Source organism: Klebsiella sp. WP4-W18-ESBL-05 (assembly GCF_014169075.1).
GTDB lineage: Bacteria > Pseudomonadota > Gammaproteobacteria > Enterobacterales > Enterobacteriaceae > Kluyvera > Kluyvera ascorbata_B.
Genome location: NZ_AP022058.1, coordinates 65,320 through 88,699, shown reverse-complemented (window position 1 = coordinate 88,699; position 23,380 = coordinate 65,320). Strand labels below are relative to the sequence as shown.

Annotated in this window: 19 protein-coding genes and 7 pseudogenes; 14 read left to right on the top strand and 12 right to left on the bottom strand. The window is 53.4% G+C overall.

Annotation, left to right across the window (positions count from 1 at the left end; translation table 11 throughout):
• Positions 1 to 500 precede the first annotated feature (500 nt).
• Both H7R58_RS24245 and sopA read right to left on the bottom strand, forming a co-directional pair.
• Positions 501 to 1,472 (bottom strand): ParB/RepB/Spo0J family plasmid partition protein, encoded by a 972-nt coding sequence (locus tag H7R58_RS24245; protein WP_035897591.1) that lies wholly within the window; start codon positions 1,470 to 1,472, stop codon positions 501 to 503.
• Positions 1,472 to 2,638 (bottom strand): plasmid-partitioning protein SopA, encoded by a 1,167-nt coding sequence (sopA, locus tag H7R58_RS24240; RefSeq protein ID WP_000523812.1) that lies wholly within the window; start codon positions 2,636 to 2,638, stop codon positions 1,472 to 1,474. Before sopA ends, H7R58_RS24245 begins: the two co-directional genes overlap by 1 nt.
• Positions 2,639 to 3,388: 750 nt before the next feature.
• Here sopA and H7R58_RS24235 point away from each other — a divergent pair.
• The gene (locus tag H7R58_RS24235) at positions 3,389 to 4,399 is read left to right on the top strand and encodes a RepB family plasmid replication initiator protein (RefSeq protein WP_000200070.1); all 1,011 of its coding nucleotides are present in this window, start codon (positions 3,389 to 3,391) and stop codon (positions 4,397 to 4,399) included.
• 697 nt (positions 4,400 to 5,096) lie between these two features.
• Here the strand turns inward: H7R58_RS24235 and H7R58_RS24230 are convergent.
• The 4 genes and pseudogenes from H7R58_RS24230 to H7R58_RS24215 all read right to left on the bottom strand — a co-directional run bounded on the left by H7R58_RS24230 (position 5,097) and on the right by H7R58_RS24215 (position 9,110).
• Positions 5,097 to 5,837: a tyrosine-type recombinase/integrase gene (locus tag H7R58_RS24230; RefSeq protein WP_001515717.1), complete on the bottom strand. Its 741-nt coding sequence runs from the start codon at positions 5,835 to 5,837 to the stop codon at positions 5,097 to 5,099.
• A gap of 419 nt (positions 5,838 to 6,256) precedes the next feature.
• A protein-coding gene (locus H7R58_RS24225) for an IS1 family transposase (RefSeq protein ID WP_227674953.1) occupies positions 6,257 to 6,954 on the bottom strand; the annotation gives its coding sequence in 2 pieces (ribosomal slippage) (positions 6,257 to 6,705 and positions 6,705 to 6,954; 699 coding nt in all).
• A gap of 262 nt (positions 6,955 to 7,216) precedes the next feature.
• Positions 7,217 to 8,389: pseudogene (locus tag H7R58_RS24220) on the bottom strand (autotransporter outer membrane beta-barrel domain-containing protein); the annotation flags it as partial.
• Positions 8,390 to 8,412: 23 nt separating this feature from the next.
• Positions 8,413 to 9,110, bottom strand: a protein-coding gene (locus H7R58_RS24215; protein WP_227675004.1) for an IS1 family transposase whose coding sequence is annotated in 2 segments (ribosomal slippage) — positions 8,413 to 8,861 and positions 8,861 to 9,110 — 699 coding nt in all. Because the reading frame shifts where the segments join, the coding sequence is not laid out codon by codon here.
• Between the two features lie 54 nt (positions 9,111 to 9,164).
• Here H7R58_RS24215 and H7R58_RS24210 point away from each other — a divergent pair.
• A pseudogene (locus tag H7R58_RS24210) lies at positions 9,165 to 10,220 on the top strand (IS30 family transposase); the annotation flags it as partial.
• An 8-nt stretch (positions 10,221 to 10,228) separates the two neighbouring features.
• Here H7R58_RS24210 and ydfV read toward each other — a convergent pair.
• Positions 10,229 to 10,324: pseudogene (ydfV, locus tag H7R58_RS25415) on the bottom strand (protein YdfV); the annotation flags it as partial.
• A gap of 24 nt (positions 10,325 to 10,348) precedes the next feature.
• Between ydfV and relB the strand changes: the two are divergent.
• Complete coding sequence (gene relB / locus H7R58_RS24205) at positions 10,349 to 10,588, top strand: type II toxin-antitoxin system antitoxin RelB (protein WP_000534858.1); 240 nt, start codon at positions 10,349 to 10,351, stop codon at positions 10,586 to 10,588.
• Positions 10,588 to 10,713 (top strand): annotated as a pseudogene (gene relE, locus H7R58_RS24200) (type II toxin-antitoxin system mRNA interferase RelE); the annotation flags it as partial. The gene relB and the pseudogene relE (H7R58_RS24200), both read left to right, overlap by 1 nt.
• A gap of 11 nt (positions 10,714 to 10,724) precedes the next feature.
• On the opposite strand, the gene H7R58_RS24195 reads toward relE (H7R58_RS24200), so the two are convergent.
• Positions 10,725 to 11,953 (bottom strand): IS3 family transposase gene (locus H7R58_RS24195; protein ID WP_094333936.1). Its coding sequence is split into 2 segments (ribosomal slippage): positions 10,725 to 11,638 and positions 11,638 to 11,953, totalling 1,230 coding nucleotides; the frame shifts between segments, so codons are not numbered across the junction.
• A gap of 92 nt (positions 11,954 to 12,045) precedes the next feature.
• Between H7R58_RS24195 and relE (H7R58_RS24190) the strand changes: the two are divergent.
• Both relE (H7R58_RS24190) and H7R58_RS24185 read left to right on the top strand, forming a co-directional pair.
• Positions 12,046 to 12,210 (top strand): annotated as a pseudogene (relE, locus tag H7R58_RS24190) (type II toxin-antitoxin system mRNA interferase RelE); the annotation flags it as partial.
• Positions 12,211 to 12,319: 109 nt separating this feature from the next.
• The gene (locus H7R58_RS24185) at positions 12,320 to 13,258 is read left to right on the top strand and encodes an IS5 family transposase (RefSeq protein WP_081918609.1); all 939 of its coding nucleotides are present in this window, start codon (positions 12,320 to 12,322) and stop codon (positions 13,256 to 13,258) included.
• Here H7R58_RS24185 and H7R58_RS24180 read toward each other — a convergent pair.
• Positions 13,238 to 14,349, bottom strand: a protein-coding gene (locus H7R58_RS24180) for an IS3 family transposase (RefSeq protein ID WP_115075003.1) whose coding sequence is annotated in 2 segments (ribosomal slippage) — positions 13,238 to 14,088 and positions 14,088 to 14,349 — 1,113 coding nt in all. Because the reading frame shifts where the segments join, the coding sequence is not laid out codon by codon here. The genes H7R58_RS24185 and H7R58_RS24180 overlap by 21 nt on opposite strands.
• A gap of 413 nt (positions 14,350 to 14,762) precedes the next feature.
• Between H7R58_RS24180 and H7R58_RS24175 the strand changes: the two genes are divergently transcribed.
• Both H7R58_RS24175 and H7R58_RS24170 read left to right on the top strand, forming a co-directional pair.
• Complete coding sequence (locus H7R58_RS24175) at positions 14,763 to 15,674, top strand: acetamidase/formamidase family protein (RefSeq protein ID WP_032192052.1); 912 nt, start codon at positions 14,763 to 14,765, stop codon at positions 15,672 to 15,674.
• Positions 15,671 to 17,014, top strand: coding sequence for an APC family permease (locus H7R58_RS24170; RefSeq protein WP_032192047.1), 1,344 nt, complete (start codon positions 15,671 to 15,673; stop codon positions 17,012 to 17,014). The genes H7R58_RS24175 and H7R58_RS24170 overlap by 4 nt, the downstream gene beginning before the upstream one ends.
• A 226-nt stretch (positions 17,015 to 17,240) precedes the next feature.
• On the opposite strand, the gene H7R58_RS24165 is transcribed toward H7R58_RS24170, so the two are convergent.
• The 3 genes and pseudogenes from H7R58_RS24165 to H7R58_RS24155 all read right to left on the bottom strand — a co-directional run bounded on the left by H7R58_RS24165 (position 17,241) and on the right by H7R58_RS24155 (position 18,450).
• A protein-coding gene (locus H7R58_RS24165) for an IS1 family transposase (RefSeq protein WP_227675003.1) occupies positions 17,241 to 17,938 on the bottom strand; the annotation gives its coding sequence in 2 pieces (ribosomal slippage) (positions 17,241 to 17,689 and positions 17,689 to 17,938; 699 coding nt in all).
• A gap of 187 nt (positions 17,939 to 18,125) precedes the next feature.
• Positions 18,126 to 18,230: pseudogene (locus H7R58_RS24160) on the bottom strand (transposase domain-containing protein); the annotation flags it as partial.
• Positions 18,187 to 18,450: a transposase gene (locus H7R58_RS24155; protein WP_004118209.1), complete on the bottom strand. Its 264-nt coding sequence runs from the start codon at positions 18,448 to 18,450 to the stop codon at positions 18,187 to 18,189. The pseudogene H7R58_RS24160 and the gene H7R58_RS24155, both read right to left, overlap by 44 nt.
• Before the next feature lie 14 nt (positions 18,451 to 18,464).
• Between H7R58_RS24155 and H7R58_RS24150 the strand changes: the two genes are divergently transcribed.
• The 6 genes and pseudogenes from H7R58_RS24150 to H7R58_RS25405 form a co-directional block, all read left to right on the top strand.
• Complete coding sequence (locus H7R58_RS24150) at positions 18,465 to 18,728, top strand: hypothetical protein (RefSeq protein ID WP_004118208.1); 264 nt, start codon at positions 18,465 to 18,467, stop codon at positions 18,726 to 18,728.
• Positions 18,729 to 18,971: 243 nt separating this feature from the next.
• On the top strand, positions 18,972 to 19,253 hold the full coding sequence (locus H7R58_RS24145; RefSeq protein ID WP_013307885.1) for a helix-turn-helix domain-containing protein: 282 nt from the start codon (positions 18,972 to 18,974) through the stop codon (positions 19,251 to 19,253).
• A 34-nt stretch (positions 19,254 to 19,287) separates the two neighbouring features.
• On the top strand, positions 19,288 to 19,857 hold the full coding sequence (gene hsp20 / locus H7R58_RS24140; RefSeq protein ID WP_115075005.1) for a small heat shock protein sHSP20: 570 nt from the start codon (positions 19,288 to 19,290) through the stop codon (positions 19,855 to 19,857).
• A 105-nt stretch (positions 19,858 to 19,962) separates the two neighbouring features.
• A complete protein-coding gene (clpK, locus tag H7R58_RS24135; protein ID WP_115075007.1) occupies positions 19,963 to 22,758 on the top strand; it encodes a heat shock survival AAA family ATPase ClpK in 2,796 nt (931 codons plus the stop codon).
• A complete protein-coding gene (locus tag H7R58_RS24130; RefSeq protein WP_035896695.1) occupies positions 22,758 to 22,955 on the top strand; it encodes a hypothetical protein in 198 nt (65 codons plus the stop codon). Before clpK ends, H7R58_RS24130 begins: the two co-directional genes overlap by 1 nt.
• Before the next feature lie 237 nt (positions 22,956 to 23,192).
• Positions 23,193 to 23,339: pseudogene (locus H7R58_RS25405) on the top strand (diguanylate cyclase); the annotation flags it as partial.
• Positions 23,340 to 23,380: the final 41 nt, after the last annotated feature.

The window sequence follows — 23,380 nt, the reverse complement described above, 5'->3', positions numbered from 1 at the left end:
CAGGCATTGCTTAACCGTTGTCCCAAACTAATAATGTGCCGACGATGCAGGTGGGACCGTGGTCCCAGGCAGATTACCTGACCGACGATGCAGGTGGGACCGTGGTCCCAGGCAGATTACCTGACCGACGATGCAGGTGGGACCGTGGTCCCAGGCAGATTACCTGACCGACGATGCAGGTGGGACCGTGGTCCCAGGCAGATTACCTGACCGACGACGCAGGTGGGACCGTGGTCCCAGGCAGATAAGCTGACCGATGACGCAGGTGGGACCGTGGTCCCAGGCAGATTACCTGACCGATGACGCAGGTGGGACCGTGGTCCCAGACAGATTACCTGACCGGCGATGCAGGTGGGACCGTGGCCCCAGACAGATAAGCTGACCGATGACGCAGGTGGGACCGTGGTCCCAGAGAGAATATTCAGGCCAGTTATGTTTTCTGGCCTGTGAGAAAGGAAATGAAGTAAAGGGAGATCACCGTAGACTAAAGCGTGTCCGCATCAGACTCCTGGTTTCTCAAGCTCCTTAAGAATGGCTTCTATTTTCTCTATACACTCCGCAGGAATGCGGGACTTATCCAGGTTAAGCACCATTTTATCGCCCTTATACAATGCTGTTGCCCCTGGAGCAAACTGATGACGTGAGCTCAGATTAACTCTTGATGCGGGAGATTGTTTCAGTACGGATGTTAAAAGACTAATGACCTCTTCAGCTTCAAAGATTAGTCCCGCTTTCTTCTGATCGTGGAGAGTCTCAGCCTGCTGCTTCAGTAATTCTTCTTTATCTGCAAAAGCCTTCTGAATGGCTTCACCTGACCGGGCAGACAGTTCTCCAGGATGTGCAAACAGGGCAACAACGGATTTAGGCAGTTTGGCCGTATTAATACAGCGGGTAATGATCTTACGAGAAATGTTTTCCGCATCGGCAAGCGCAGAAATATTTCCTGCAAACTCATTCTGCAGCCGGCTTGTATAACGCAGGCCACGTTCATAAGCACTCGTCGGCCGATAATCGTTACCCAGTCGGGACAATGCAGCCATCTGCTCATCGTCCAGTTCACCAACCAGAACGCGATAATCACTTTCCGTCAGGATTGCGGCTTTACGGCGACGGCTGCCGTCTGCAATTTCTATGACATCAGAAACCCGGCGGCCGAAAGCTGGAGTCTGCTGACCGGTCAGTAAAAATGAAGGAATGAGATCATCCAGAGCATCTTCGGTAAGTAGTTCCTGATCGCGCTCATTGCCTGACCATACGCGTGAAGCGCTCTCAACAGAGTCTCCCCGGAGCACCTCAAGGGTAAATTTTACTTCCCGTCCACTTACCGGAAGAGAGATTGCATTACCGCGGGCCATAGCACCCACGCGCGCAATTAATGAATCCACCATCGGCGCGGCCGGCGCCGGTGATGAAGTATCTTCAGTCGATTGAGTATGTGTGGTATGTCTTGGAATGACAGGAGCACGCTTCATTATCTAATCTCCCAGCGTGGTTTAATCAGACGATCAAAAATCTCATTGCAAACAGGCTCCCAGATAGAGAGTGCATTACGCCAGGCACCGGTTGAAGAACGTTGATCAATAGCCTGTTCAAAAACGGTTCTCATACGGATCTGACCTTTGCCGACTTCATCCGTTTCGCGCACAACATTTTTAAGGACCATGCTTCCCCAGGCATCCCGAATTTGTTCTTCCATCCACGGGGACTGCGAGCCATTATTATTACTGTATTTGGTAAGCAGAATACGGACATCTGGCTCGAAGCCTTTAAGATCCACGTTCTTAAGCAGGTCACGAAGCATATCGAAAAACTGCAGTGCGGAGGTGTAGTCGAACAGCTCTGCCGGAGTAGGGACAATCAGAACATCAGCAGCGCATACAACATTTATCGTACCGATACCAAGGTTGGGGGCGCTGTCGATAACTATCACGTCATAATCATGAGCGACAGTTTCAATAGCCAGACGGAGCATCAGGTGCGGGTCAGCAGGTAATTTGCCTTCGTCAAATTTCCCCATCAGCTCGGTTTCAATGCGGTGCAGTGCCAGACAGGACGGGATGATATCAAGGCCAGGCCAGCAGGTGGGCTTTATAGCGTAGCTGGCGTCATCCTTTTCCCCAAGATAAAAGGGCAGGAGAGTGTCCTCAGCATGAATATGAAGATCGGGCACCCATCCGTGATACATAGAAGCAGTTCCCTGTGGGTCATTGCCTTCAACAAGCAGAACACGGAGTCCTTTCAGAGCAAGATCCTGAGCCAGGTGAACGGATACTGAGGTTTTGTAAACACCACCTTTGTGAGCTGCAACGCCAATCACCGGCGGAAACGCATCTTCAGCACGGCGCAGTCGTGTACCAAATACATCCCGCATGTGATTGATTTGTTCGATGGTATAACCAACGCGTTGCTCAACTCTCCCACGGGTTTCCATATCAGGGTGCGGCAGCCGGCCAGCTTTCTCGGCATCCCTGATAGCCTGAGATGACACGCCAACTAAATCTGCCGCTTCACCAATCCTCCAGCGCCGGGTTATTTTCCGGGCTTCCGGACTGTCATCATTAAACTGTGCAATGGCGATTGCTTTCGTCATTTCATGACCAGCACTTATGCACTGGTTGAGTGTATCCATGAGTCCCATACTGAACATCCTTTAATCATCACTTTGCATTATTTTATTAAATCTTGGAATTTATTGCAAAGCAACAATAAAATCGCAAAGTGCACGAAAAAGTGCAAAGTGAACCACATTGGGTAATGAAAGAACGCAGGGGATTACAAAAGAGTACATACCGCAGTCAATATTAATCACTGCCGCTCGCCGCAGTAAGCGATCTCACACAGTGAGAAAGCGGCGAGGAAGCGGAAAATCACAGAATTCACAGATTGCACGTACGTCGGGTTGCTAAAGATGGCTCGGGATCAGCCAGTTATAATGAAATTGACTGCGGTATGTAATATATTGACTATGGTATGATGCTTACCGCATCTGTGTCGAGGAAGAGGAAAAACGACTCAGCATACCGCAGTCAATGTTTCATTGTTGTACCTGTAGATCTCAATCTTCCAGAGCGTATTCAGGAAAATAAGGCCAGGGTTCTGGATATTTGGTGTGGCGCTTCCGGGCTTGTATCTGGGTTATTCATGGTCTCGATCCAATAATTGATCCCAAGGAGATCATAATGAGATCCAAAAGAGATCCCCGGATCGCTCCAGCATGCGCTGTAACTGGCTTTAACGTCTGTCTGGATCGACTGTGGAATGTAAAATGTTGACTGTTATATGCATAATCTAATACTGTGATATGCAACGGTATTTACTGAGGTATGTATATCCGTTGACTGCGATACGTATTACTACATCCTTTTGTGGATAACCGTTGAGGATCAAGATGACGAGCGAAAATAACAGCTTACTTCTGAACCTTCAGGAGGTTGATAAGACAACCGGTGAAGTTGTTAAGCTGGATGTCAACAGCACCAGTACCGTGCAGCCAGTAGCGCTCATGAGACTCGGTCTCTTCGTCCCAACTCTGAAATCAACAGGGAAGAGCAAGGCGAACCGGAAAAACGTTACAGACGCGACTGAGGAGCTTGTACAGCTGTCCATTGCCAAAAGCGAAGGATACACTGACGTTAAGATCACCGGTTCGCGTCTTGATATGGACACGGATTTTAAAGTCTGGCTGGGGATAATTCGCTCCATGTCGGAGTATGGGGTAAAAAGTGACACCCTGGAACTGTCGTTCGTCGAATTCGTTAAGATGTGCGGATTTGACTCCCGTCGTTCAAACAAAAAAATGCGCGATCGCATCAGTAATTCCCTGTTTAAACTCGCCTCGGTTACGCTGAAGTTCCAGAGCGAGACCAAAGGATGGACCACCCATCTGGTGCAGTCAGCCTATTATGACATCAACGAGGATATCGTTGAGATCAAGGCTGAACCTAAGCTGTTTGAGCTTTACCACATGGACAGAAGGGTACTGCTGCGGCTGAAAGCCATTGACGCCCTGCAGCGCAAGGAATCAGCCCAGGCGCTTTATACCTACATCGAAAGTCTTCCCCAGAATCCTGCACCTATTTCCATGAAACGGATGCGTGACCGGCTGAATCTCACCTCAAATGTCTATACGCAGAACCACACGGTGCGTAAGGCGATGGAGCAGCTACGGGATATTGGTTATCTGGATTACACTGAGTTTAAACGTGGCCGAGCCACCTATTTCAGCGTGCATTATCGCAACCCCAAACTCATCAGTGGTCCTGTGAAGGTTCCGCGCAAAGAGGAAGAAGAGAAGGCGCCAGAGCAAAATTATGACGAAGTCATTAAGGCGCTGAAGGCTGCTGGCATCGATCCCCTTAAACTGGCCGAAGCTCTCTCAGCGATGAAGCCAGAAAATTGACTGCGATATGCATAACATGACTGCCGGATGCCGCTAAGGACATTCCATTGACTGTGATATGCATCACGCATACCGCAGTCAATATGTGTTCTCCATCATGTCTGCCATGATCGAACAATATTGACTGTCATATGTGATTTCAGGCCGTGATACGCAGATATTGACTACGGTATGCGGGTTTAACGGCGATATTCCCAGGTCTGTGCACTGCTCCACACGTGTTAACATGCCACAGTCAATTTTTCAGTAAAGCTCTATACCCCTTACGAAAATCTCAATCGGATGCTGAGACGGTCATGTTACCTGACGGTATCCGTTCCCCTGTGTATTGCAGGTTTAGCCCGGCAGGATGAGACTGCAGCTGTCTGTATAACCCGGCGCCAGCTTCACACTGCTAAATGCGAACAGGAGACCGATGGCAGAAGGGAGTGAGCCACAGGGGTGAATGACTTTCGCAATTAACGGGATGATTCACTGGACTTTCAGGAAACAATACACTGTGGGATGAACGGCCTGTGTCCTGTCTTGTCTGCGGTATGTCGATGCCTGCAGGCTTGCAGGTCACCGTGCAAGACCACGGCTGTTCAGTCATCCGAATGATGTCCTGGTGTGCTGGAGCAGGGAGGGGCACTGAATGCGCTCTGCTCCTGTATTTCGTATTAGCGGAATACAGGACGTCATGCCAGGGCCGTCAATCTCAGCCGGCCGGGGGCAGGGAGCGAAGGATCTCCGCGGCATCTCGCCCATCACCGGTAAAGGGAACGGCCAGGGTGGCAGCCATGTCCAGCGCAAATACCCGGGTATAGACTTCCATCGAGCGCGGATCCTTATGCCCGGCCAGTGCCTGGATGACCTTCCTGGGCTGCCGGTGATAAAGCATGTGCATAATATAGCTGTGACGGAAAGTATGCGGCGTCACTGGGATCGAAAAATGCACGCCGTCAGCTTCAGCCCGCTTCACCGCCTGTTTCAGCCAGTTGCGCATTGTCTCATCCGTGACCGGCCATAACGGCTCACGCCGGCGGGGGCGGGTGGTGACCATCCAGCTTTCCATCTGACGCACAAAACTGGCATCCGTCAGCGGTACCAGACGCACTTCATCTTTTGGCGGCCGGCCACGACGTGCCCGCACTTTTTCCGACAGCACCCGAACAAAAGGGCGCAGACCATCCAGGTCGAACGATTCCGGGGTGAGCGTCCGGGCTTCACCGATACGGATCCCGGTATTCCACATGGTGGCGAACAACATGTGGTGACGCTGGTCAGGCATATACCAGAGGAGGGCGCTCACTTCCGGCGCCAGGAGGTAAGCCGGCGTGGCACCTGTTGAGGTGGCCATCCGCCGGAGTGCCACCGCGGTCGCAAAATCAACGCCCGGGGCGATCGGCAGCAGGGAGACGCGTTCTGGTGAATTCTGCAAGGGAATGATGCTGTTCATGAGTTATTTTTCACGTAGCGCACGCACTGTTTATGGATACAGGTATTTTGCACCTGACGGGCCGATCCTGCCATGACAATAAATCGCAGCGCGCGGATCCTTTTGTTTGTATAACCAGCATTATTGCGGGTAAAACCAAATTAGTAAAGGATCGTTTTTCACCCATTTTACCTATGAAACCCTGTAATGGCGCGCTCTGCAGGCCAGTATGGGCATTTTGGGAGAATTGGGGTAATGCCAGGACAGACAGGATCAGGGCAAAAGACAGGGGGACAGGAAGGGGAAAGGAAGGCGCGCTACGTGAATTCTGACTTGGTACACCCCTGTGACCCTGTCAGAATTCACGCAGCGCAATGTGGTTGCTGACTACTGCCAGTTGAGATGACGGCCGGCATCCTGATGCTGGTAATGACTCCAACTTACTGATAGTGTTTTATGTTCAGATAATGCCCGATGACCTTGTCATGCAGCTCCACCGATTTTGAGAACGACAGTGACTTCCGTCCCAGCCTTGCCAGATGTTGTCTCAGATTCAGGTTATGTCGCTCAATGCGCTGAGTGTAACGCTTGCTGATAACGTGCAGCTTTCCCTTCAGGCGGGGTTCATACAGCGGCCAGCCATCCGTCATCCATACCACGACCTCAAAGGCCGACAGCAGGCTCAGAAGACGCTCCAGTGTGGCCAGAGTGCGTTCACCGAAGACGTGCGCCACAACCGTCCTCCGTATCCTGTCATACGCGTAAAACAGCCAGCGCTGACGTGATTTAGCACCGACGTAGCCCCACTGTTCGTCCATTTCAGCGCAGACAATCACATCACTGCCCGGTTGTATGCGCGAGGTTACCGACTGCGGCCTGAGTTTTTTAAGTGACGTAAAACCGTGTTGAGGCCAACGCCCATAATGCGTGCACTGGCGCGACATCCGACGCCATTCATGGCCATATCAATGATTTTCTGGTGTGTACCGGGCTGAGAGACGGTGTAAGTGAACTGTAGTTGCCATGTTTTACGGCAATGAGAGCAGAGATAGCGATGATGTCCGGCAGTGCTTTTGCCGTTACGCACCACGCCTTCAGTAGTGGAGCAGGAAGGACATCTGATGGAAATGGAAGCCACGCAAGCACCTTAAAATCACCATCATACACTAAATCAGTAAGTTGGCAGCATTACCAGTCCCGCTTAGCAATTAATTTATCTGCTGAGCCTGTATTTAATCTGTTTTCTAAAAGAACACTGATTTTTATATTCATAATCACTATTTCACTTTTATACAATTATCTCAGGTGAGAAATACCCAGAAACTGAAAATTAGCGTGTATCTACAGCCTGGCAGAATTGGCATGGTGGATGCTACGAGCCACCATGCCCCTGTCGCTGATTAAAAACTATATTTAAAACCTATTGTCATAGTTGTATCACTATAGCCTTTAGCACCTATTTGTTGAGCAACGTTGGTCCATAAATTCATATTCTTATTAAATTTCCCTTCAGTGCCCAGTTTAAGCTCAGCAACATTTTTGTTACCCGCTTGTTTAATACTGACGCCATTCATTTCAGCCCCCACCTGCCGGCTGTTGTTCAGCCAGTTCGCTTCTGCATAAACAGTAAACAGCTTATCTTTTCCTTTGTCGATCTTACTTGTACCTTCACGAGATAACTTTACACCTAATCGACTCTGTATATTGTTATTGCCTGAAGTGGTTACATGAGTTCCATTAAATTCCTTCACATCATCTGCCTCAACACCGCTGAAAATAAACTGTCCTTGCGGAATGAGAAAAACATTTCCGTTAGCTCCCTGATAGATTAATTTGCGATATCCAGTCTCGACTGAAGCACTTAGACCATCTATCTTGTAGTTTTCATTAGATAATTGATCTCCCTTTACCATCCCATTTAACCAGCTGTACTGTAACCAGGTATCAATATATATTCCATTCAAAGTGCCAGCATCCTGATACCAGGTGGCGTATAAACCGGCACTGTAACCATCTACGGATCCTTTGGAATGATACCCTGTACGATTAGAGCCAGTATTGTTACTTGAGTTACCATAGGCCAGCATCATGCCAATCCCAAGGCGATCCAAATCGCTGAAGTTTGCACTGAATAATTCTCCGCCACCCTGTACCACATATGTGTTTGTAGCGCTGTAGGACTGTCCAGAAGTGTCATAAAAGGTGGTTCTTGTTCCTTGCTGACGTAACCACATACTTGAATTTTCTGACCGTCTTTCGCGGCCCTCCAGGCGTGAATTAAATATCTTTCTGGCCGTATCTATGTTGGCCATATAACTTCCAGCTTCTGGACGAATGGTTGGGTTGTCAGGGTTGTAAGGATCAGGATTTGTCAGGAACCAGCTTTGAGTATTGGTTCCTGATGCATTACCTTTTACGAGTTTATAGTCATATGCTCCCGCGACTATACGTCCTGCCTGAGTAAATGCAGTATCAGTTGACGTACCATTTACCTGGATGAGTTCAATACCATCAATGGTATGTGCCCCAGTTCCACCTGCATTATTCACAACTACGGAGGTTGTACCCATAGCATTACCACGGTAATGACTCCAACTTACTGATAGTGTTTTATGTTCAGATAATGCCCGATGACTTTGTCATGCAGCTCCACCGATTTTGAGAACGACAGTGACTTCCGTCCCAGCCTTGCCAGATGTTGTCTCAGATTCAGGTTATGTCGCTCAATGCGCTGAGTGTAACGCTTGCTGATAACGTGCAGCTTTCCCTTCAGGCGGGGTTCATACAGCGGCCAGCCATCCGTCATCCATACCACGACCTCAAAGGCCGACAGCAGGCTCAGAAGACGCTCCAGTGTGGCCAGAGTGCGTTCACCGAAGACGTGCGCCACAACCGTCCTCCGTATCCTGTCATACGCGTAAAACAGCCAGCGCTGACGTGATTTAGCACCGACGTAGCCCCACTGTTCGTCCATTTCAGCGCAGACAATCACATCACTGCCCGGTTGTATGCGCGAGGGTACCGACTGCGGCCTGAGTTTTTTAAGTGACGTAAAACCGTGTTGAGGCCAACGCCCATAATGCGTGCACTGGCGCGACATCCGACGCCATTCATGGCCATATCAATGATTTTCTGGTGCGTACCGGGCTGAGAGGCGGTGTAAGTGAACTGCAGTTGCCATGTTTTACGGCAGTGAGAGCAGAGATAGCGCTGATGTCCGGCGGTGCTTTTGCCGTTACGCACCACCCCGTCAGTAGCTGAACAGGAGGGACAGCTGATAGAAACAGAAGCCACTGGAGCACCTCAAAAACACCATCATACACTAAATCAGTAAGTTGGCAGCATCACCGATTTCACTCTTCTATTATGCCTACAATCCACCAGACAGGTGGCTACCGTCCTCCCGTGAGAAGGCGGCACCGGTTAGCGCTCTCGCTTGATGAAAGAGAGGAAATATCCAGAGGATTGGTAGCAAAACGCAGCATCAGGGACATCGCTGCCAAATTATCAAGAGCTCCTTCAACGATTAGCCGCGAGATTAGGAGACACGGTGGTGCAAAACAATACCGTGCAGCAAAAGCCGATACTGCTGCGTGGGAAAATGCTCTGAGACCAAAACCTTGCAAGCTAATTCAAAGCCCCGCATTGTGTAAAATCATTGCAGAGAAGATGCATCAGGACTGGTCGCCGGAACAGATCGCCGGCTGGCTGAAACGCTGTTATCCGGATAGTCAGGAAATGCATGTGTCACACGAAACGATATATAAAACGCTTTTTATACAAACCCGGGGTGCATTAAAAAAAGAACTGCAGCAATGCCTCAGAAGCGGAAGAGTCGTGCGTAGATCCAGAACATCATCGCTTAAAGGGAAAGGATTAGGGTCAATCCCGGATACGATCTCTATCAGCGAAAGGCCACCTGAAGCAGCTGACAGAGCCATACCAGGTCACTGGGAAGGTGATCTGATCCAGGGCTCTAAAAACTCCTATATCGTCACCCTCGTAGAGCGTCATTCCCGTTTTGTTATGTTGGCCAAAGTCAGGGACAACAAGACCATAACGGTTATATCTGCACTCATCAAACAAGCCCGTGAATTACCTGCTGAGCTTTATAAAACATTAACATGGGACCGGGGTGCTGAAATGACCAGCCATACCCGGTTTACCGTAGCTACAGATATTCAGGTTTACTTCTGCGATCCTCAATCTCCCTGGCAACGCGGCTCAAATGAAAATACAAACAGATTACTCAGACAGTATTTTCCAAAAGGAACTGACTTATCGGTTCACAGCCAGCAAAGACTAAACAGTGTTGCCAGACAGCTCAACGAGAGGCCGAGAAAAACGCTAGACTATGAATCACCCGCAGAGCGGTTCAATCAATGTGTTGCATCCATCGGTTGAACTCACAGCACAAAGCGGACAGTGATCACCGTTCTTACGACTACTTTCTGACTTCCTTCGTGACTTGCCCTAAGCATGTTGTAGTGCGATACTTGTAATGACATTTGTAATTACAAGAGGTGTAAGACATGGGTAGCATTAACCTGCGTATTGACGATGAACTTAAAGCGCGTTCTTACGCCGCGCTTGAAAAAATGGGCGTAACTCCTTCTGAAGCGCTTCGTCTCATGCTCGAGTATATCGCTGACAATGAACGCTTGCCGTTCAAACAGACACTCCTGAGTGATGAAGATGCTGAACTTGTGGAGATAGTGAAAGAACGGCTTCGTAATCCTAAGCCAGTACGTGTGACGCTGGATGAACTCTGATGGCGTATTTTCTGGATTTTGACGAGCGGGCACTAAAGGAATGGCGAAAGCTGGGCTCGACGGTACGTGAACAGTTGAAAAAGAAGCTGGTTGAAGTACTTGAGTCACCCCGGATTGAAGCAAACTGGATTGGCCCCTATATTTCCAGACACTTTTTATCGCTTAACCCATTACTGGTTCGCCGCCGCAGATATTCCCGTGGCGAACGATATCCCAGTGCACTGTGCGGATGCCATTCGTTGTAATGTTCGAAGGCCTCCGCAAGGTTCTTTGCCGCTGTTAACCCGTCAGGTTTTGGCATGATGCTGATGTAGTCGCGCTTCATCGTTTTCACGAAGCTCTCCGCCATTCCGTTGCTTTCTGGACTACGTACCGCCGTATGTTTTGGCTCCAGTCCTACCATTCTGGCGAACTGACGCGTCTGATGAGAACGGTAGGCTGAACCGTTGTCTGTCAGCCACTCAACGGGGGATGTCGGCAGCCTGTTACCGAAGCGACGCTCTACTGCACCCAGCATGACGTCCTGCACGGTTTCACTGTCATATCCACCGGTACTTGCCGCCCAGTGAAGTGCCTCGCGATCGCAACAGTCCAGCGCGAACGTGACCCGCAGTTTTTCACCGTTATCACAGCTGAACTCGAAGCCGTCGGAGCACCACCGCTGGTTACTTTCTCCAACGGCCACTTTCCCTCTATGCGCCCGCTTCGAGGGCGGTATTGCCGGTTTACGCTCAAGCAGCAGCGCATTCTGACGCATGATGCGGTATACGCGTTTGGCATTGATCACCGCCATGTCGTCAGTTTCTGATTGTCTGCGCAGCAGTGCCCATACACGACGATAACCATAGGTGGGCAGATCGTCGATAACGGTATGGATACGAGCCAGCGCTTCAGTATCATCAGGCTTGCGCTTGCACCGACGATCCTGCCAGCCCTTCGACCGACGGGCCATGGCATGCAGTTGCGCACGTGAGACCCGGAGGCAACGACTGACAAGGCTTATTCGCCATCCTCCGGCAACAAGGGCACGTGCGCTATCCACTTTTTTTGTCGGCCATATTCAACGGCTTCTTTCAGCAGCTCGTTTTCCATGGTTTTTTTGCCCAGCAGGCGCTGTAACTCTTTAATTTGCTTCATTGCAGATGCCAGCTCCGACGCGGGTACAACCTGTTCACCTGCGGCAACCGCAGTGAGACTGCCTTCCTGATATTGCTTACGCCACAGGAACAGCTGACTGGCAGCAACGCCATGCTGACGGGCGACCAGCGACACGGTCATGCCGGGCTCAAAGCTCTGCTGAACAATGGCGATTTTTTCCTGAACGCTGCGCCGTCTGCGCTTCTCTGGACCTAGAACATCAATCATTCGGACTCCAACGACTAGTCTAAAACTAGTATTAAGACTATCACTAATTTAAGTGATACCAACTGTCTGGAGATTCATGGGGCCAGTCTACAAACAAGCTCCGTGGTATGCCTGATTGTTACAAGATTAAGCTCCGGTCTTCAGGCTATCGCCTTGTATACCAGGTTATAGACGAGAAAGTTGTCGTTTTCGTGATTTCTGTTGGGAAAAGAGAACGCTCGGAAGTATATAGCGAGGCGGTCAAACGCATTCTCTGAACCAAAGCATGACATCTCTGTTTCGCACCGAAGGTGACACTTCTGCTTTGCGTTGACATTCGGTGTTATCCAGGCGGGGCTTTGTTGAATAAATCGAACTTTTGCTGAGTTGAAGGATCAGATCACGCATCCTCCCGACAACACAGACCATTCCGTGGCAAAGCAAAAGTTCAGAATCACCAACTGGTCCACCTACAACAAAGCTCTCATCAACCGTGGCTCCCTCACTTTCTGGCTGGATGATGAGGCGATTCAGGCCTGGTATGAGTCGGCAACGCCTTCATCACGAGGAAGGCCCCAGCGCTATTCTGATCTCGCCATCACCACCGTTCTGGTGATTAAACGCGTATTCCGGCTGACCCTGCGGGCTGCGCAGGGTTTTATTGATTCCATTTTTGCCCTGATGAACGTTCCGTTGCGCTGCCCGGATTACACCAGTGTCAGTAAGCGGGCAAAGTCGGTTAATGTCAGTTTCAAAACGTCCACCCGGGGTGAAATCGCACACCTGGTGATTGATTCCACCGGGCTGAAGGTCTTTGGTGAAGGCGAATGGAAAGTCAGAAAGCACGGCAAAGAGCGCCGTCGTATCTGGCGAAAGTTGCATCTTGCTGTTGACAGCAACACACATGAAGTTGTCTGTGCAGACCTGTCGCTGAATAACGTCACGGACTCAGAAGCCTTCCCGGGCCTTATCCGGCAGACTCACAGAAAAATCAGGGCAGCCGCGGCAGACGGGGCTTACGATACCCGGCTTTGTCACGATGAACTGCGCCGCAAAAAAATCAGCGCGCTTATTCCTCCCCGAAAAGGAGCAGGTTACTGGCCCGGTGAGTACGCAGACCGCAACCGTGCCGTTGATAATCAGCGGCTGAGCGGAAGCAATGCACGGTGGAAATGGACAACGGAATATAACCGTCGCTCGATAGCGGAAACGGCAATGTACAGAATGAAGCTGTTGTTGGGAGATTCACTGACGCTGCGTGACTACGATGGTCAGGTAGCGGAAGCTATTGTAAGCACACCTGTTTTAGTTCCACGCACTTTTTGAGAGTTCCGGTTTTTCAGCCATCAGCCGGTACTCTTCCGGCGTCAGGTTGTTCAGGGATTCGTGAGGGCGCTCGTTGTTATATTCCATTAGCCAGCGTCCGGTGATTTCCCGTGCCTCATTCAGTGTTCTGAACAGGTAAAAATCCAGGATTTCTGTCCGGTACGTCCGGTTAAACCGTTCGATAAACGCATTTTGCGTCGGCTTACCCGGTTTGATAAATTCGAGCATCACGCCATGCTCTTCGGCCCATTGTGCCAGCGCCAGTGAGACCAGCTCTGGCCCGTTGTCCATCCGCATCTTCAGCGGGTAGCCGCGGTTTGCCGCGATCCTGTCCAGCACCCGGATGACTCGCTGAGCCGGGATATTCAGGTCGATTTCTATCGCCAGTGCTTCGCGGTTAAAATCATCCACCACATTGAAGGTCCGGAAGCGTCTGCCGCAGACCAGGGCGTCGTGCATAAAATCGATGGACCAGCTCTGGTTTAATGCTTGCGGTGTCGCCAGTGGTGCTGGATTACGCACTGGCAGCCGCTGTTTTCCCTTGCGACGAAAATTCAGTTTCAGCAGGCAGTAAATCCGGTGAACACGTTTGTGGTTCCAGGTATTGCCCTGCCTGCGCAGCAGCTGGAACAACTTCTTAAAACCGTAGCGCGGATAGCGTTCTGCCAGTTCAGTCAGCGCACAGATCACCGGTTCATCACGTCGGGTATCGGGCTGGTAAAAATAGACCGTCCTGCTCAGCGATAACGTCCTGCAGGCCTGGCGTAAACTCATGGCAAATTGTGCCGTCAGATAGCTGACGAGTTCACGCTTTATCGCTGGTTTTAAAGCTTTTTTTCGATGACGTCTTTCAGTGCCCGGCACTCAAGGCTGAGATCAGCAAACATCTGTTTCAGACGTCGATTCTCATCCTCAAGGTCTTTGATTTTTTTAATATCGGCCGCTTCCATCCCGCCATATTTTGCCTTCCAGTTGTAATAACTGGCTTCCGAAATAGCGGCCTCACGGCACACATCCTTGACGGTACGTCCGGCTTCGACGGACTTCAATACGGCGATGATCTGGTGTTCAGTGAATCGGATCTTACGCATAGCGATCTCCTCAGGGGACATAATCAGTATGTCGGAAGATCTCTAAAAGTGAGTGGTTCGTTTTGCCGGGATACTTACACTATGGCCATGGTGCGTGCGTTGAACAGGATGACAAAGGCTGGGATGCCAGAAAGCGTGCGTATTGCCTGAAAATCCAGCCAGCTACAGAGTCGTTCGCACGAAATCTTATTTATTCAACAAAGCCGATCTGATCCTTCAACTCAGCAAAAGTTCGATTTATTCAACAAAGCCATTAAACACTACTAACTATAAAATTTTGATTTTAAATAATAATCACCGTAAACCCTCTTAGGGTACTCATAATTGCCTTTCTGCAAAATTCCCGATACATTCACCCTTTCCCCTACGGGAAACACCAAAAAAAACACAACAATATTACCGGGATGAATCTAATGAAAATACCCAAAGATCGGATGGTTTACGCCATGTCGCGCGATAACGTTCCTGTCGCCACCGTCAACAGTGGAAGTGAAGTGTTATTTGAAACCTGCGACTGCTTCTCCGACCAAATCACCTCTGCCGAGACCGTGTTCAACGAGTTGGACTGGCAGCGTATTAACCCGGCCACCGGGCCGGTCTACATTGTAGGCGCCGAACCGGGCGATGCGCTTAAAGTCACCATCAAGAAAATTACCCTGACGAGCCAGCAGGCGGTGATGGTCACCGCCCCGCAACTCGGGGTGATTGGCGACGAACTTAGTGCTCCAAAAGTGACCATAGTGCCCATTGAACAGGGCCATGCGATCATGCCTGGCAATGTACGTGTGCCGCTTAATCCGATGGTTGGCGTTATCGGCGTCGCGCCTGCCGGAAAGGCTATCTCCTGCGGCACGCCGGATAGCCACGGCGGTAATATGGACTGCAAAATGATCACCGCAGGCAGCACCCTCTGGCTACCGGTCAACGTACCTGGTGCGCTTTTCGCGCTGGGAGATTTACACGCCGCGATGGGTGATGGCGAAGTCTCAGTTTGCGGCCTGGAAGTGCCGGGCGAAGTCCTCGTTGAGTTAACCGTTGTTAAAAACCGTCAGCTACCCTTGCCGATGCTGGAAAACAACGAAACGATTTTCACCCTCGCTTCTGCCGTTACCCTCGACGATGCGGCAGCCCTTGCGGCACGTAATATGGCACATTTTATCGCCGATAATACTTCCCTGATGCTGGCGGAAGCTATCAATATACTGAGTATCGCTGGCGACCTGCAAATCTGTCAGGTGGTCGACCCGCTGAAAACTTGCCGCTACGCGTTACCCAAATCGGTGGCGGCGCAGCTTTCGCTGAGTATTGAAGGGAAGCAGGCATGAGCATCGAACAGTTCGGTTATAAACAGGAGCTCCATCGAGCATTGACCTTTCGCGATCTGCTGGTTTACGGCATGATTTTTATGGTACCCATAGCCCCTTTCGGTGTCTTCGGCTACGTCTGGGATGGCGCGCAGGGCATGGTGGCGCTGGCTTATCTGATCGGCATGGTGGCAATGTTTTTCACCGCCATGAGCTACTGGTCGATGTCACGCGCGTTCCCCGTTTCAGGTTCGGTATACGCATACGCTCAGCGCGGAATACACCCTATCGTAGGTTTTTTTGCTGGCTGGCTGATATTGCTGGATTACATTCTGGTGCCATCGCTACTGTATATTGTCAGCGCGGCGGCGGTGGGGCCGATGTTACCGGGCGTTCCGGGCTGGGTCTGGATTATCGGCTTTATCGCGCTTAACAGCCTGATTAACTTACGCGGCATTACCTTTACCGCACGGGCGAATAATACCATTTTGGTGGCTGAAATCGTGGTGCTCGCAATTTTTGTGGTACTGGGATTGATTGCGCTTTATTCCGGAGCCGGGGCAGGCCATCTGACGCTCGCCCCCTTGTATAATGCCGATAAATTCAGCCTGCCTCTGGTCATGGGCGCAGTCTCAATTGCCGTGCTCTCTTTCCTCGGCTTCGATGGAATATCGACGCTGTCCGAAGAAACCAAAGGCGGCGTCGATACCGTGGGTAAGGCCTCGTTGGGCGCCCTGATGCTGGTCGGTACGCTGTTCATTCTCCAAACCTGGATTGCGGCGGACCTTGCGCAAGGAATGAAATTTGGCAGCCTCGATACCGCGTTCTACGATACTGCCAATCTGGCCGGCGGCCAATGGCTGAAATACGTCACCATGTGGTCCACGGTGATTTCCTGGGGGATCGCAAACGCGCTGGTTGCCCAGGCGGCGGTTTCACGCATCCTGTTTGCGATGGCTCGTGATAAGCAACTCCCGCAGTTGCTTGCGAAGGTTCATCCACGCCTGAAAACACCGTATGTCAGTACATTATTAGTCGCACTGATTTCACTGGTTTCCGGTCTCTGGTTCTACGGCGATATCGACAACCTCAGCAGGCTGGTTAACTTCGGCGCGCTTATGGGCTTCCTTGTGCTGCACGTGGCGGTTATCAACCACTATCTGATCCGTCAAAAATCGCGCAATCTGGTGATGCATCTGCTCTTCCCAGTGATTGGTTTGTGCATTATCGGCTTTGTCATTTATGAAATGGATATTGAAGCCAAAGTGCTCGGCCTGAGCTGGCTTGCCGTCGGCATGGTTTATTACGCCATTATGCGCCTGGTGCTTAAGCGCAGCGTGGAGCTGAATCTGGAAGGTTGACACCACCGGGCGTCGGGCTCGCCGCTATTTGCAAGCCCGACGCCCGGACAGTTTATTTCATACTGTGTCAGTTCGGTGATATCAGTCATCTCTACCCTCTGTGATAATTTCTGATATCAAACGATCAACGACCCACTCGCTTATGTTTTGAACTGATGGGAAACGCTTATATCTTCCGCCTCTGCCATTTCTTTGCCCACGCTAAACATTCGGTAATGACTCCAACTTACTGATAGTGTTTTATGTTCAGATAATGCCCGATGACTTTGTCATGCAGCTCCACCGATTTTGAGAACGACAGTGACTTCCTGCCCAGCCTTGACAGATGCTGCCTCAGATTCAGGTTATGCCGCTCAATGCGCTGCGTATATCGCTTGCTGATAACGTGCAGTTCTCCCTTCAGGCGTGATTCATAAAGCGGCCAGCCATCCGTCATCCATACCACGACCTCAAAGGCCGACAGCAGGCCCAGAAGACGCTCCAGCATGGACAACGTGCATTCACCGAATACGTGCGCCACAACCGTCCTCCGTATCCTGTCATACGCGTAAAACAACCAGCGCTGGCGTGATTTAGCGCCGACATAACCCCACTGTTCGTCCATTTCCGCGCAAACAATGACGTCACTGCCCGGTTGTATGCGTGAGGTTACCGACTGCGGTCTGAGTTTTTTAAGTGACGTAAAATCGTGTTGAGGCCAACGCCCATAATGCGGGCGGTTGCCCGGCATCCAACGCCATTCATGGCCATATCAATGATTTTCTGGTGCGTACCGGGCTGAGAGGCGGTGTAAGTGAACTGTAGTTGCCATGTTTTACGGCAGTGAGAGCAGAGATAGCGCTGATGTCCGGCAGTGCTTTTGCCGTTACGCACCACGCCTTCAGTAGCGGAGCAGGAAGGACATCTGATGGAAATGGAAGCCACCCGCACAGCGCGCTGGGATATCACTCCCCGAGGGAATACCGGCGGCAGCGGACATCGTTAACTTAAGATACAAAAGCTGTTCGGAGATGGAGGGTCAAGATCAGGGTGACCTGCGCCATGATGTTATCCGAGCCCTGTTTCCTAATCACTACACCGGTATTTGATTACCCAGGTCAACTTCAGGCTGTTACAGGGACGGCAACCGTGTCAGCACATCCTTGAGATAGGCATACGGATCGTGCCCATTATTACGGGCCGACTGGATCAAACTCATGATCGCAGCAGCGCGCTTGAGTATGCGAACCCACGCCGAGCATTTGAGAAGGCAACGGGATGAACGCTGGCTGGATAGCCGTGGTTTTCTGGGTAGGCAGCCGAATCCATTTGTGGTCGAGGTTGGCATTGAGGCTGTAGCCCAAGGCGATGTTTGCGATGGAGGCACCGGGTTCAGAACACTCCTGAATGACCTGAGCCTTGAAAGATTTGCTGTAGGTACGGCGCTGAGGGCGCATGGAAAATCCGCTTGATGGGCCATGGCCTTCGGCGGCGGTGTCGGGAAGGTGTGCTGGCCGGACGGATACTGTTGAACTACGTTGTCTGGGGCAACGGAAGTGTTTCGGCCCGACTCTGGAACGCGATCCGCAGCGACGACTGGGCAATTCCGCACGTTAGCCTGAGCAGCCTCGGGGAAATCGTCGTCTGGGCGCGCCCAGACGAGTTTCCGCCAAGGAACATGCAGACGAGCAAGGGGCTGCGGGCACTCGGCTACAACGTGAGGATCGGTGTTTGATCGAGGCGCCAGTGGTACACGCAGGCTGACGAGCCAGGCGCTGTCCATTGCCTGATCAGACCGCCCCGCTGCGCCTTGCCTGAGCAGTTGACCTGCATCAATGGGGCGGGAGAACGCTGTACATTGACTCTTGAAGGCTGTCATGGTAAGCGTAATATCTTACAAAGTATTACAAGGATTTCCTTGGCCGGAACCGCAAAGCGACGCGATTGGAGAGGGTGAGATGAAAGCGCACCTACAGGGATGAAAGCGCACCTACAGGTGATTTTCACGCTCGATGAATTGGCTGCGTACTTGAAAGTCGGCAAGCGGACGCTTTATCGGCTCGCCGCGCACGGGGAAATTCCGGCTTTCAAGGTGGGCGGGACGTGGCGGTTTCCTCAAAGTGAAATCGATCAGTGGATCAATGATCAGACCCGAGCCGGAGCAAAGAAGGAGGTGATGCGCAAGCGTGAACAGCAGAAGTCATCCGAGCAGCCCGTGTCGCCTGGGCGCACTGCCCGTCACAGCAGGCAAAGGGCTTGAGTAACTCGTTTTCCAATTTTTCTGGAGGTATGACATGGACATCGATTTCAAGAAGTTGGCTCCCTGGAACTGGTTCAAGAACGAGCAGCAAGAGCAGCAGACCGTCTCTTCCCTGCCGGTGCAGCGCAATGACCTGCCAGCGGCGAGCGGGCCAGTCAGCCCGATCCTGCAACTGCATCGGGAAATCGACCGGCTGTTCGATGACGCATTCCGGGGCTTCGGTTTTCCGGCGTCGAACATGCCGCAGTGGCCATCCGATTGGTCGGGCATGCTGAAGCCGGCCCTGGACATCCAGGAAACCGACAAGCAGTACAAGATTGCCCTGGAAGTGCCCGGTGTCGAGGAGAAGGACATCCAGATCACTCTCGACAACGACGTGCTGATGGTGCGTGGCGAGAAGCGCCAGGAACAGGAGAAGAAGGAAGGTGGCTTCCACCGTGTGGAGCGCTCCTACGGCAGCTTTCAGCGTGCCTTGAACCTGCCTGACGACGCCAACCAGGATTCGATCAAAGCATCGTTCAAGAACGGGGTGCTCACGGTCACGATCGACAAGCGCGAGGTCAGCGCGCCGAAGCAGGGACGCTCGATCCCGATCAACGGCTGACGTCGCCGGCTCGTTCGTCACAAGAAAAACCCGGCACGAGACGAGGAGTCGCGGTTCGCGATGCCTCGTCGCCTCAACCTTGTCAACCTTCTCAGGAGCATCAGCATGGCCAGAAAACAATGCCAGGTCTGCGGCCAACCCGCCACCGTGCGGGTGGAAGCCAATCTCAACGGTCGTCACAGCACCATGCTGTTGTGCGACGACCATTACCGGCAATTAGTGCGCCAGCAAAAGCGCACCGTTTCGCCGCTGGAAGCCTTGTTCGGCTCGCGCAGCGGCCTGTTCGAGGACTTCCTCGGCAGTGACTTCTTCCGCATCGGCGACGACGCGACGCCAGTTGCCGCCGATACCGATGACGTGGTCGATGCCTCGTTTGGCGAGCCCGCCGCCGCAGGTTCGGGTGCGCCGCGCCGTCGCGGCAGTGGGCTGGCCAGCCGCATCAGCGAACAGTCGGAAGCCTTGCTGCAGGAGGCCGCCAAACACGCTGCCGAATTTGGCCGCTCCGAGGTGGATACCGAACATCTGCTGCTGGCGCTGGCCGACAGCGACGTGGTCAAGACCATCCTGGGTCAGTTCAAGATCAAGGTCGATGACCTCAAGCGGCAGATCGAGTCTGAGGCCAAGCGCGGGGACAAGCCCTTCGAGGGCGAGATCGGCGTGTCGCCGCGCGTGAAGGATGCGCTCAGCCGCGCCTTCGTGGCCTCCAATGAACTCGGCCATTCTTATGTCGGTCCAGAGCATTTCCTGATCGGTCTGGCTGAGGAAGGCGAAGGGCTGGCCGCCAACCTGCTGCGCCGCTACGGCCTGACGCCGCAGGCGCTGCGCCAACAGGTCAGCAAGGTGGTCGGCAAGGGCGCCGAGGATGGCCGCGCTGAGACGCCGACCAACACGCCAGAACTCGACAAGTACTCGCGCGACCTGACCAAGATGGCGCGCGACGGCAAGCTCGACCCGGTGATCGGCCGCGCGCAGGAGATCGAAACCACCATCGAGGTGCTGGCCCGGCGCAAGAAGAACAACCCGGTGCTGATCGGCGAGCCGGGTGTGGGCAAGACCGCCATCGTCGAAGGGCTGGCGCAGCGCATGGTGGCGGGTGAAGTGCCCGAGACCTTGCGCGACAAGCGCCTGGTGGAACTCAACATCAACGCCATGGTGGCCGGCGCCAAATATCGCGGCGAGTTCGAGGAGCGCGTGCAGAAGGTGCTGAAGGAGGTGACCGAGCACCAGGGCGAGCTGATTTTGTTCATCGACGAGGTGCACACCATCGTCGGTGCCGGCCAGGGCGGTGGCGAAGGCGGGCTGGACGTGGCCAACGTGTTCAAACCGATGATGGCGCGCGGTGAACTCAACCTGATCGGCGCCACGACGCTGAACGAGTACCAGAAATACATCGAGAAGGATGCCGCACTGGAGCGGCGCTTCCAGCCGGTGACGGTACCCGAGCCGACGGTGGCCCAGGCCATCATGATTCTGCGCGGCCTGCGCGACACCTTCGAGGCGCACCACAAGGTCAGCATCTCCGAGGACGCGATCATCGCGGCGGCCGAGTTGTCCGACCGCTACATCACGGCGCGCTTCCTGCCGGACAAGGCGATCGATTTGCTCGACCAGGCGGCCGCGCGCGTGAAGCTGTCGGCCACGGCCCGGCCGGTGGCCGTGCAGGAGCTGGAGTCCGAACTGCACCAGCTGCGGCGTGAACAGGATTACGTGGCCGCGCGCAAGCAGTACGACCAGGCCGCCGAGCTCGGGAAGCGCATCGAAGCCAAGGAGGCCGAGCTCAAGAAGCTCGTCGAGGACTGGGAGCGGGAGCGGGCCTCCGGCAGTGCCGAGGTCAAGGCGGAACACGTGGCGCAGATCGTCTCGCGCCTGACCGGCATCCCGGTCAACGAGTTGACGGTGGAAGAGCGCGAAAAGCTGCTGCACTTGGAACAACGGCTGCACGAGCGCCTGGTGGGACAAGACGAGGCGGTCCGTGCCGTGGCCGATGCCGTGCGGCTGTCCCGCGCCGGCCTGCGTGAAGGCAGCAAACCGGTGGCTACCTTCCTGTTTCTGGGCCCGACCGGGGTGGGCAAGACCGAGCTCGCCAAGGCATTGGCCGAATCGATCTACGGCGATGAGCACGCCCTGTTGCGCATCGACATGTCGGAATATGGCGAACGCCATACCGTGGCGCGATTGGTGGGCGCGCCTCCGGGCTATGTCGGTTACGACGAAGGCGGTCAGCTCACCGAGAAGGTGCGGCGCAAGCCCTACAGCGTGCTGCTGCTCGACGAGATCGAGAAGGCACACCCTGACGTATACAACATCCTGCTGCAAGTGTTCGACGACGGTCGCCTCACCGACGGCAAGGGCCGGGTGGTGGATTTCACCAACACCATCATCATCGCCACGTCCAACCTGGGTTCGGACATCATCCAGCGACGGCTGAAGGCGCGCGGGGCGGCCGGCGAGGAGTACGAAAAGACCAAGGCCGGAGTCATGGACGTGCTGCGCGGCCATTTCCGGCCCGAGTTCCTCAACCGCATCGACGAGATCATCGTCTTCCATGCGCTGGGCAAGGAGGAGATCCGCCACATCGTCGGCCTGCAGCTCGATCGCGTGGCGCGCAGCGCCGCCAGCCAGGGCGTGACACTCACTTTCGATCAGACGCTGATCGACCATTTCGCGGAAGAAGGCTACAAGCCCGAGTTCGGTGCGCGTGAACTCAAGCGCCTGATCCGCAGCGAGCTGGAAACTGCGCTGGCGCGCGAGATGCTCGGCGGCGGCATCGGCAAGGGCGATCACGTCAGCGCACGCTGGGACGACAAGGCCGAACGCGTGGTGTTCGAACGCAAAGAGCCACCGCAGACCCCGGCCGAGCCGGAGCAGCCGGATGCCGCGAAGGCGAGCGACGCATCTTGATGGCGGGCGAGGCTGCCGTGTCCGACCCCATCGGCCTGGCACTGGCATGGGCAGCCTCCCTGGCCTCGATCGCGGTGGCGGTCGTGGCCGCAGGTCACGCGGGCGTCTACAAGCGTGATCCGCAGTCGGCCACGCCGTGGGGACTGCTCATCAGCGGCGGCACTGCCCTCCCGCTCGCTGGCCATCCGTTCGCGTGACGGCGCGGCCCATCTGTTCACCTGCTCCTCTGGCAACTCGACTTTCGAGGAACAAGGCCCATGGCTGGGTGACGCGGGCAGGCAACTGATAGTCGGTACTCTGTTCGACATCTCTTCTCGCAAGGAAATAGAGCAGCAGTTGCTGCGTATGGTGATCACCGACCCCTTTGCTTCACGGTTGAGGGAACATGTTCGCGCAACCGACATGGCTGCCCGGATTGGGGGGAGGAATTCGCTGTGTTGTTGGAAGCGGCATCGATAGAAGGCGCCCAAGTATGGGCGGAGCGATTTCGTCAGGACACTGCGGCGACAGCGGTGGTGTGTGGAGAGGTGTCGATCAGCTATAGCGCCAGCATGGGGGTGGCTCTCCTTGACCCCCGTTTGCACTCTGTCGAGCAGGTGATGCTGCAGGCGGACAGCGCGCT

What these genes read in the sequence shown, in the direction of transcription:
- H7R58_RS24145 (WP_013307885.1), top strand. Translation starts at nt 18,972, where the DNA reads ATGAAAGCGCACCTACAGGTGATTTTCACGCTCGATGAATTGGCTGCG.
- H7R58_RS24235 (WP_000200070.1), top strand. Translation starts at nt 3,389, where the DNA reads ATGACGAGCGAAAATAACAGCTTACTTCTGAACCTTCAGGAGGTTGAT.
- H7R58_RS24245 (WP_035897591.1), bottom strand. Translation starts at nt 1,472, where the DNA reads ATGAAGCGTGCTCCTGTCATTCCAAGACATACCACACATACTCAATCG.
- H7R58_RS24175 (WP_032192052.1), top strand. Translation starts at nt 14,763, where the DNA reads ATGAAAATACCCAAAGATCGGATGGTTTACGCCATGTCGCGCGATAAC.
- H7R58_RS24155 (WP_004118209.1), bottom strand. Translation starts at nt 18,450, where the DNA reads ATGCGCCCTCAGCGCCGTACCTACAGCAAATCTTTCAAGGCTCAGGTC.
- H7R58_RS24130 (WP_035896695.1), top strand. Translation starts at nt 22,758, where the DNA reads ATGGCGGGCGAGGCTGCCGTGTCCGACCCCATCGGCCTGGCACTGGCA.
- relB (WP_000534858.1), top strand. Translation starts at nt 10,349, where the DNA reads ATGGGTAGCATTAACCTGCGTATTGACGATGAACTTAAAGCGCGTTCT.
- clpK (WP_115075007.1), top strand. Translation starts at nt 19,963, where the DNA reads ATGGCCAGAAAACAATGCCAGGTCTGCGGCCAACCCGCCACCGTGCGG.
- hsp20 (WP_115075005.1), top strand. Translation starts at nt 19,288, where the DNA reads ATGGACATCGATTTCAAGAAGTTGGCTCCCTGGAACTGGTTCAAGAAC.
- H7R58_RS24150 (WP_004118208.1), top strand. Translation starts at nt 18,465, where the DNA reads ATGGGCCATGGCCTTCGGCGGCGGTGTCGGGAAGGTGTGCTGGCCGGA.
- H7R58_RS24170 (WP_032192047.1), top strand. Translation starts at nt 15,671, where the DNA reads ATGAGCATCGAACAGTTCGGTTATAAACAGGAGCTCCATCGAGCATTG.
- sopA (WP_000523812.1), bottom strand. Translation starts at nt 2,638, where the DNA reads ATGGGACTCATGGATACACTCAACCAGTGCATAAGTGCTGGTCATGAA.
- H7R58_RS24230 (WP_001515717.1), bottom strand. Translation starts at nt 5,837, where the DNA reads ATGAACAGCATCATTCCCTTGCAGAATTCACCAGAACGCGTCTCCCTG.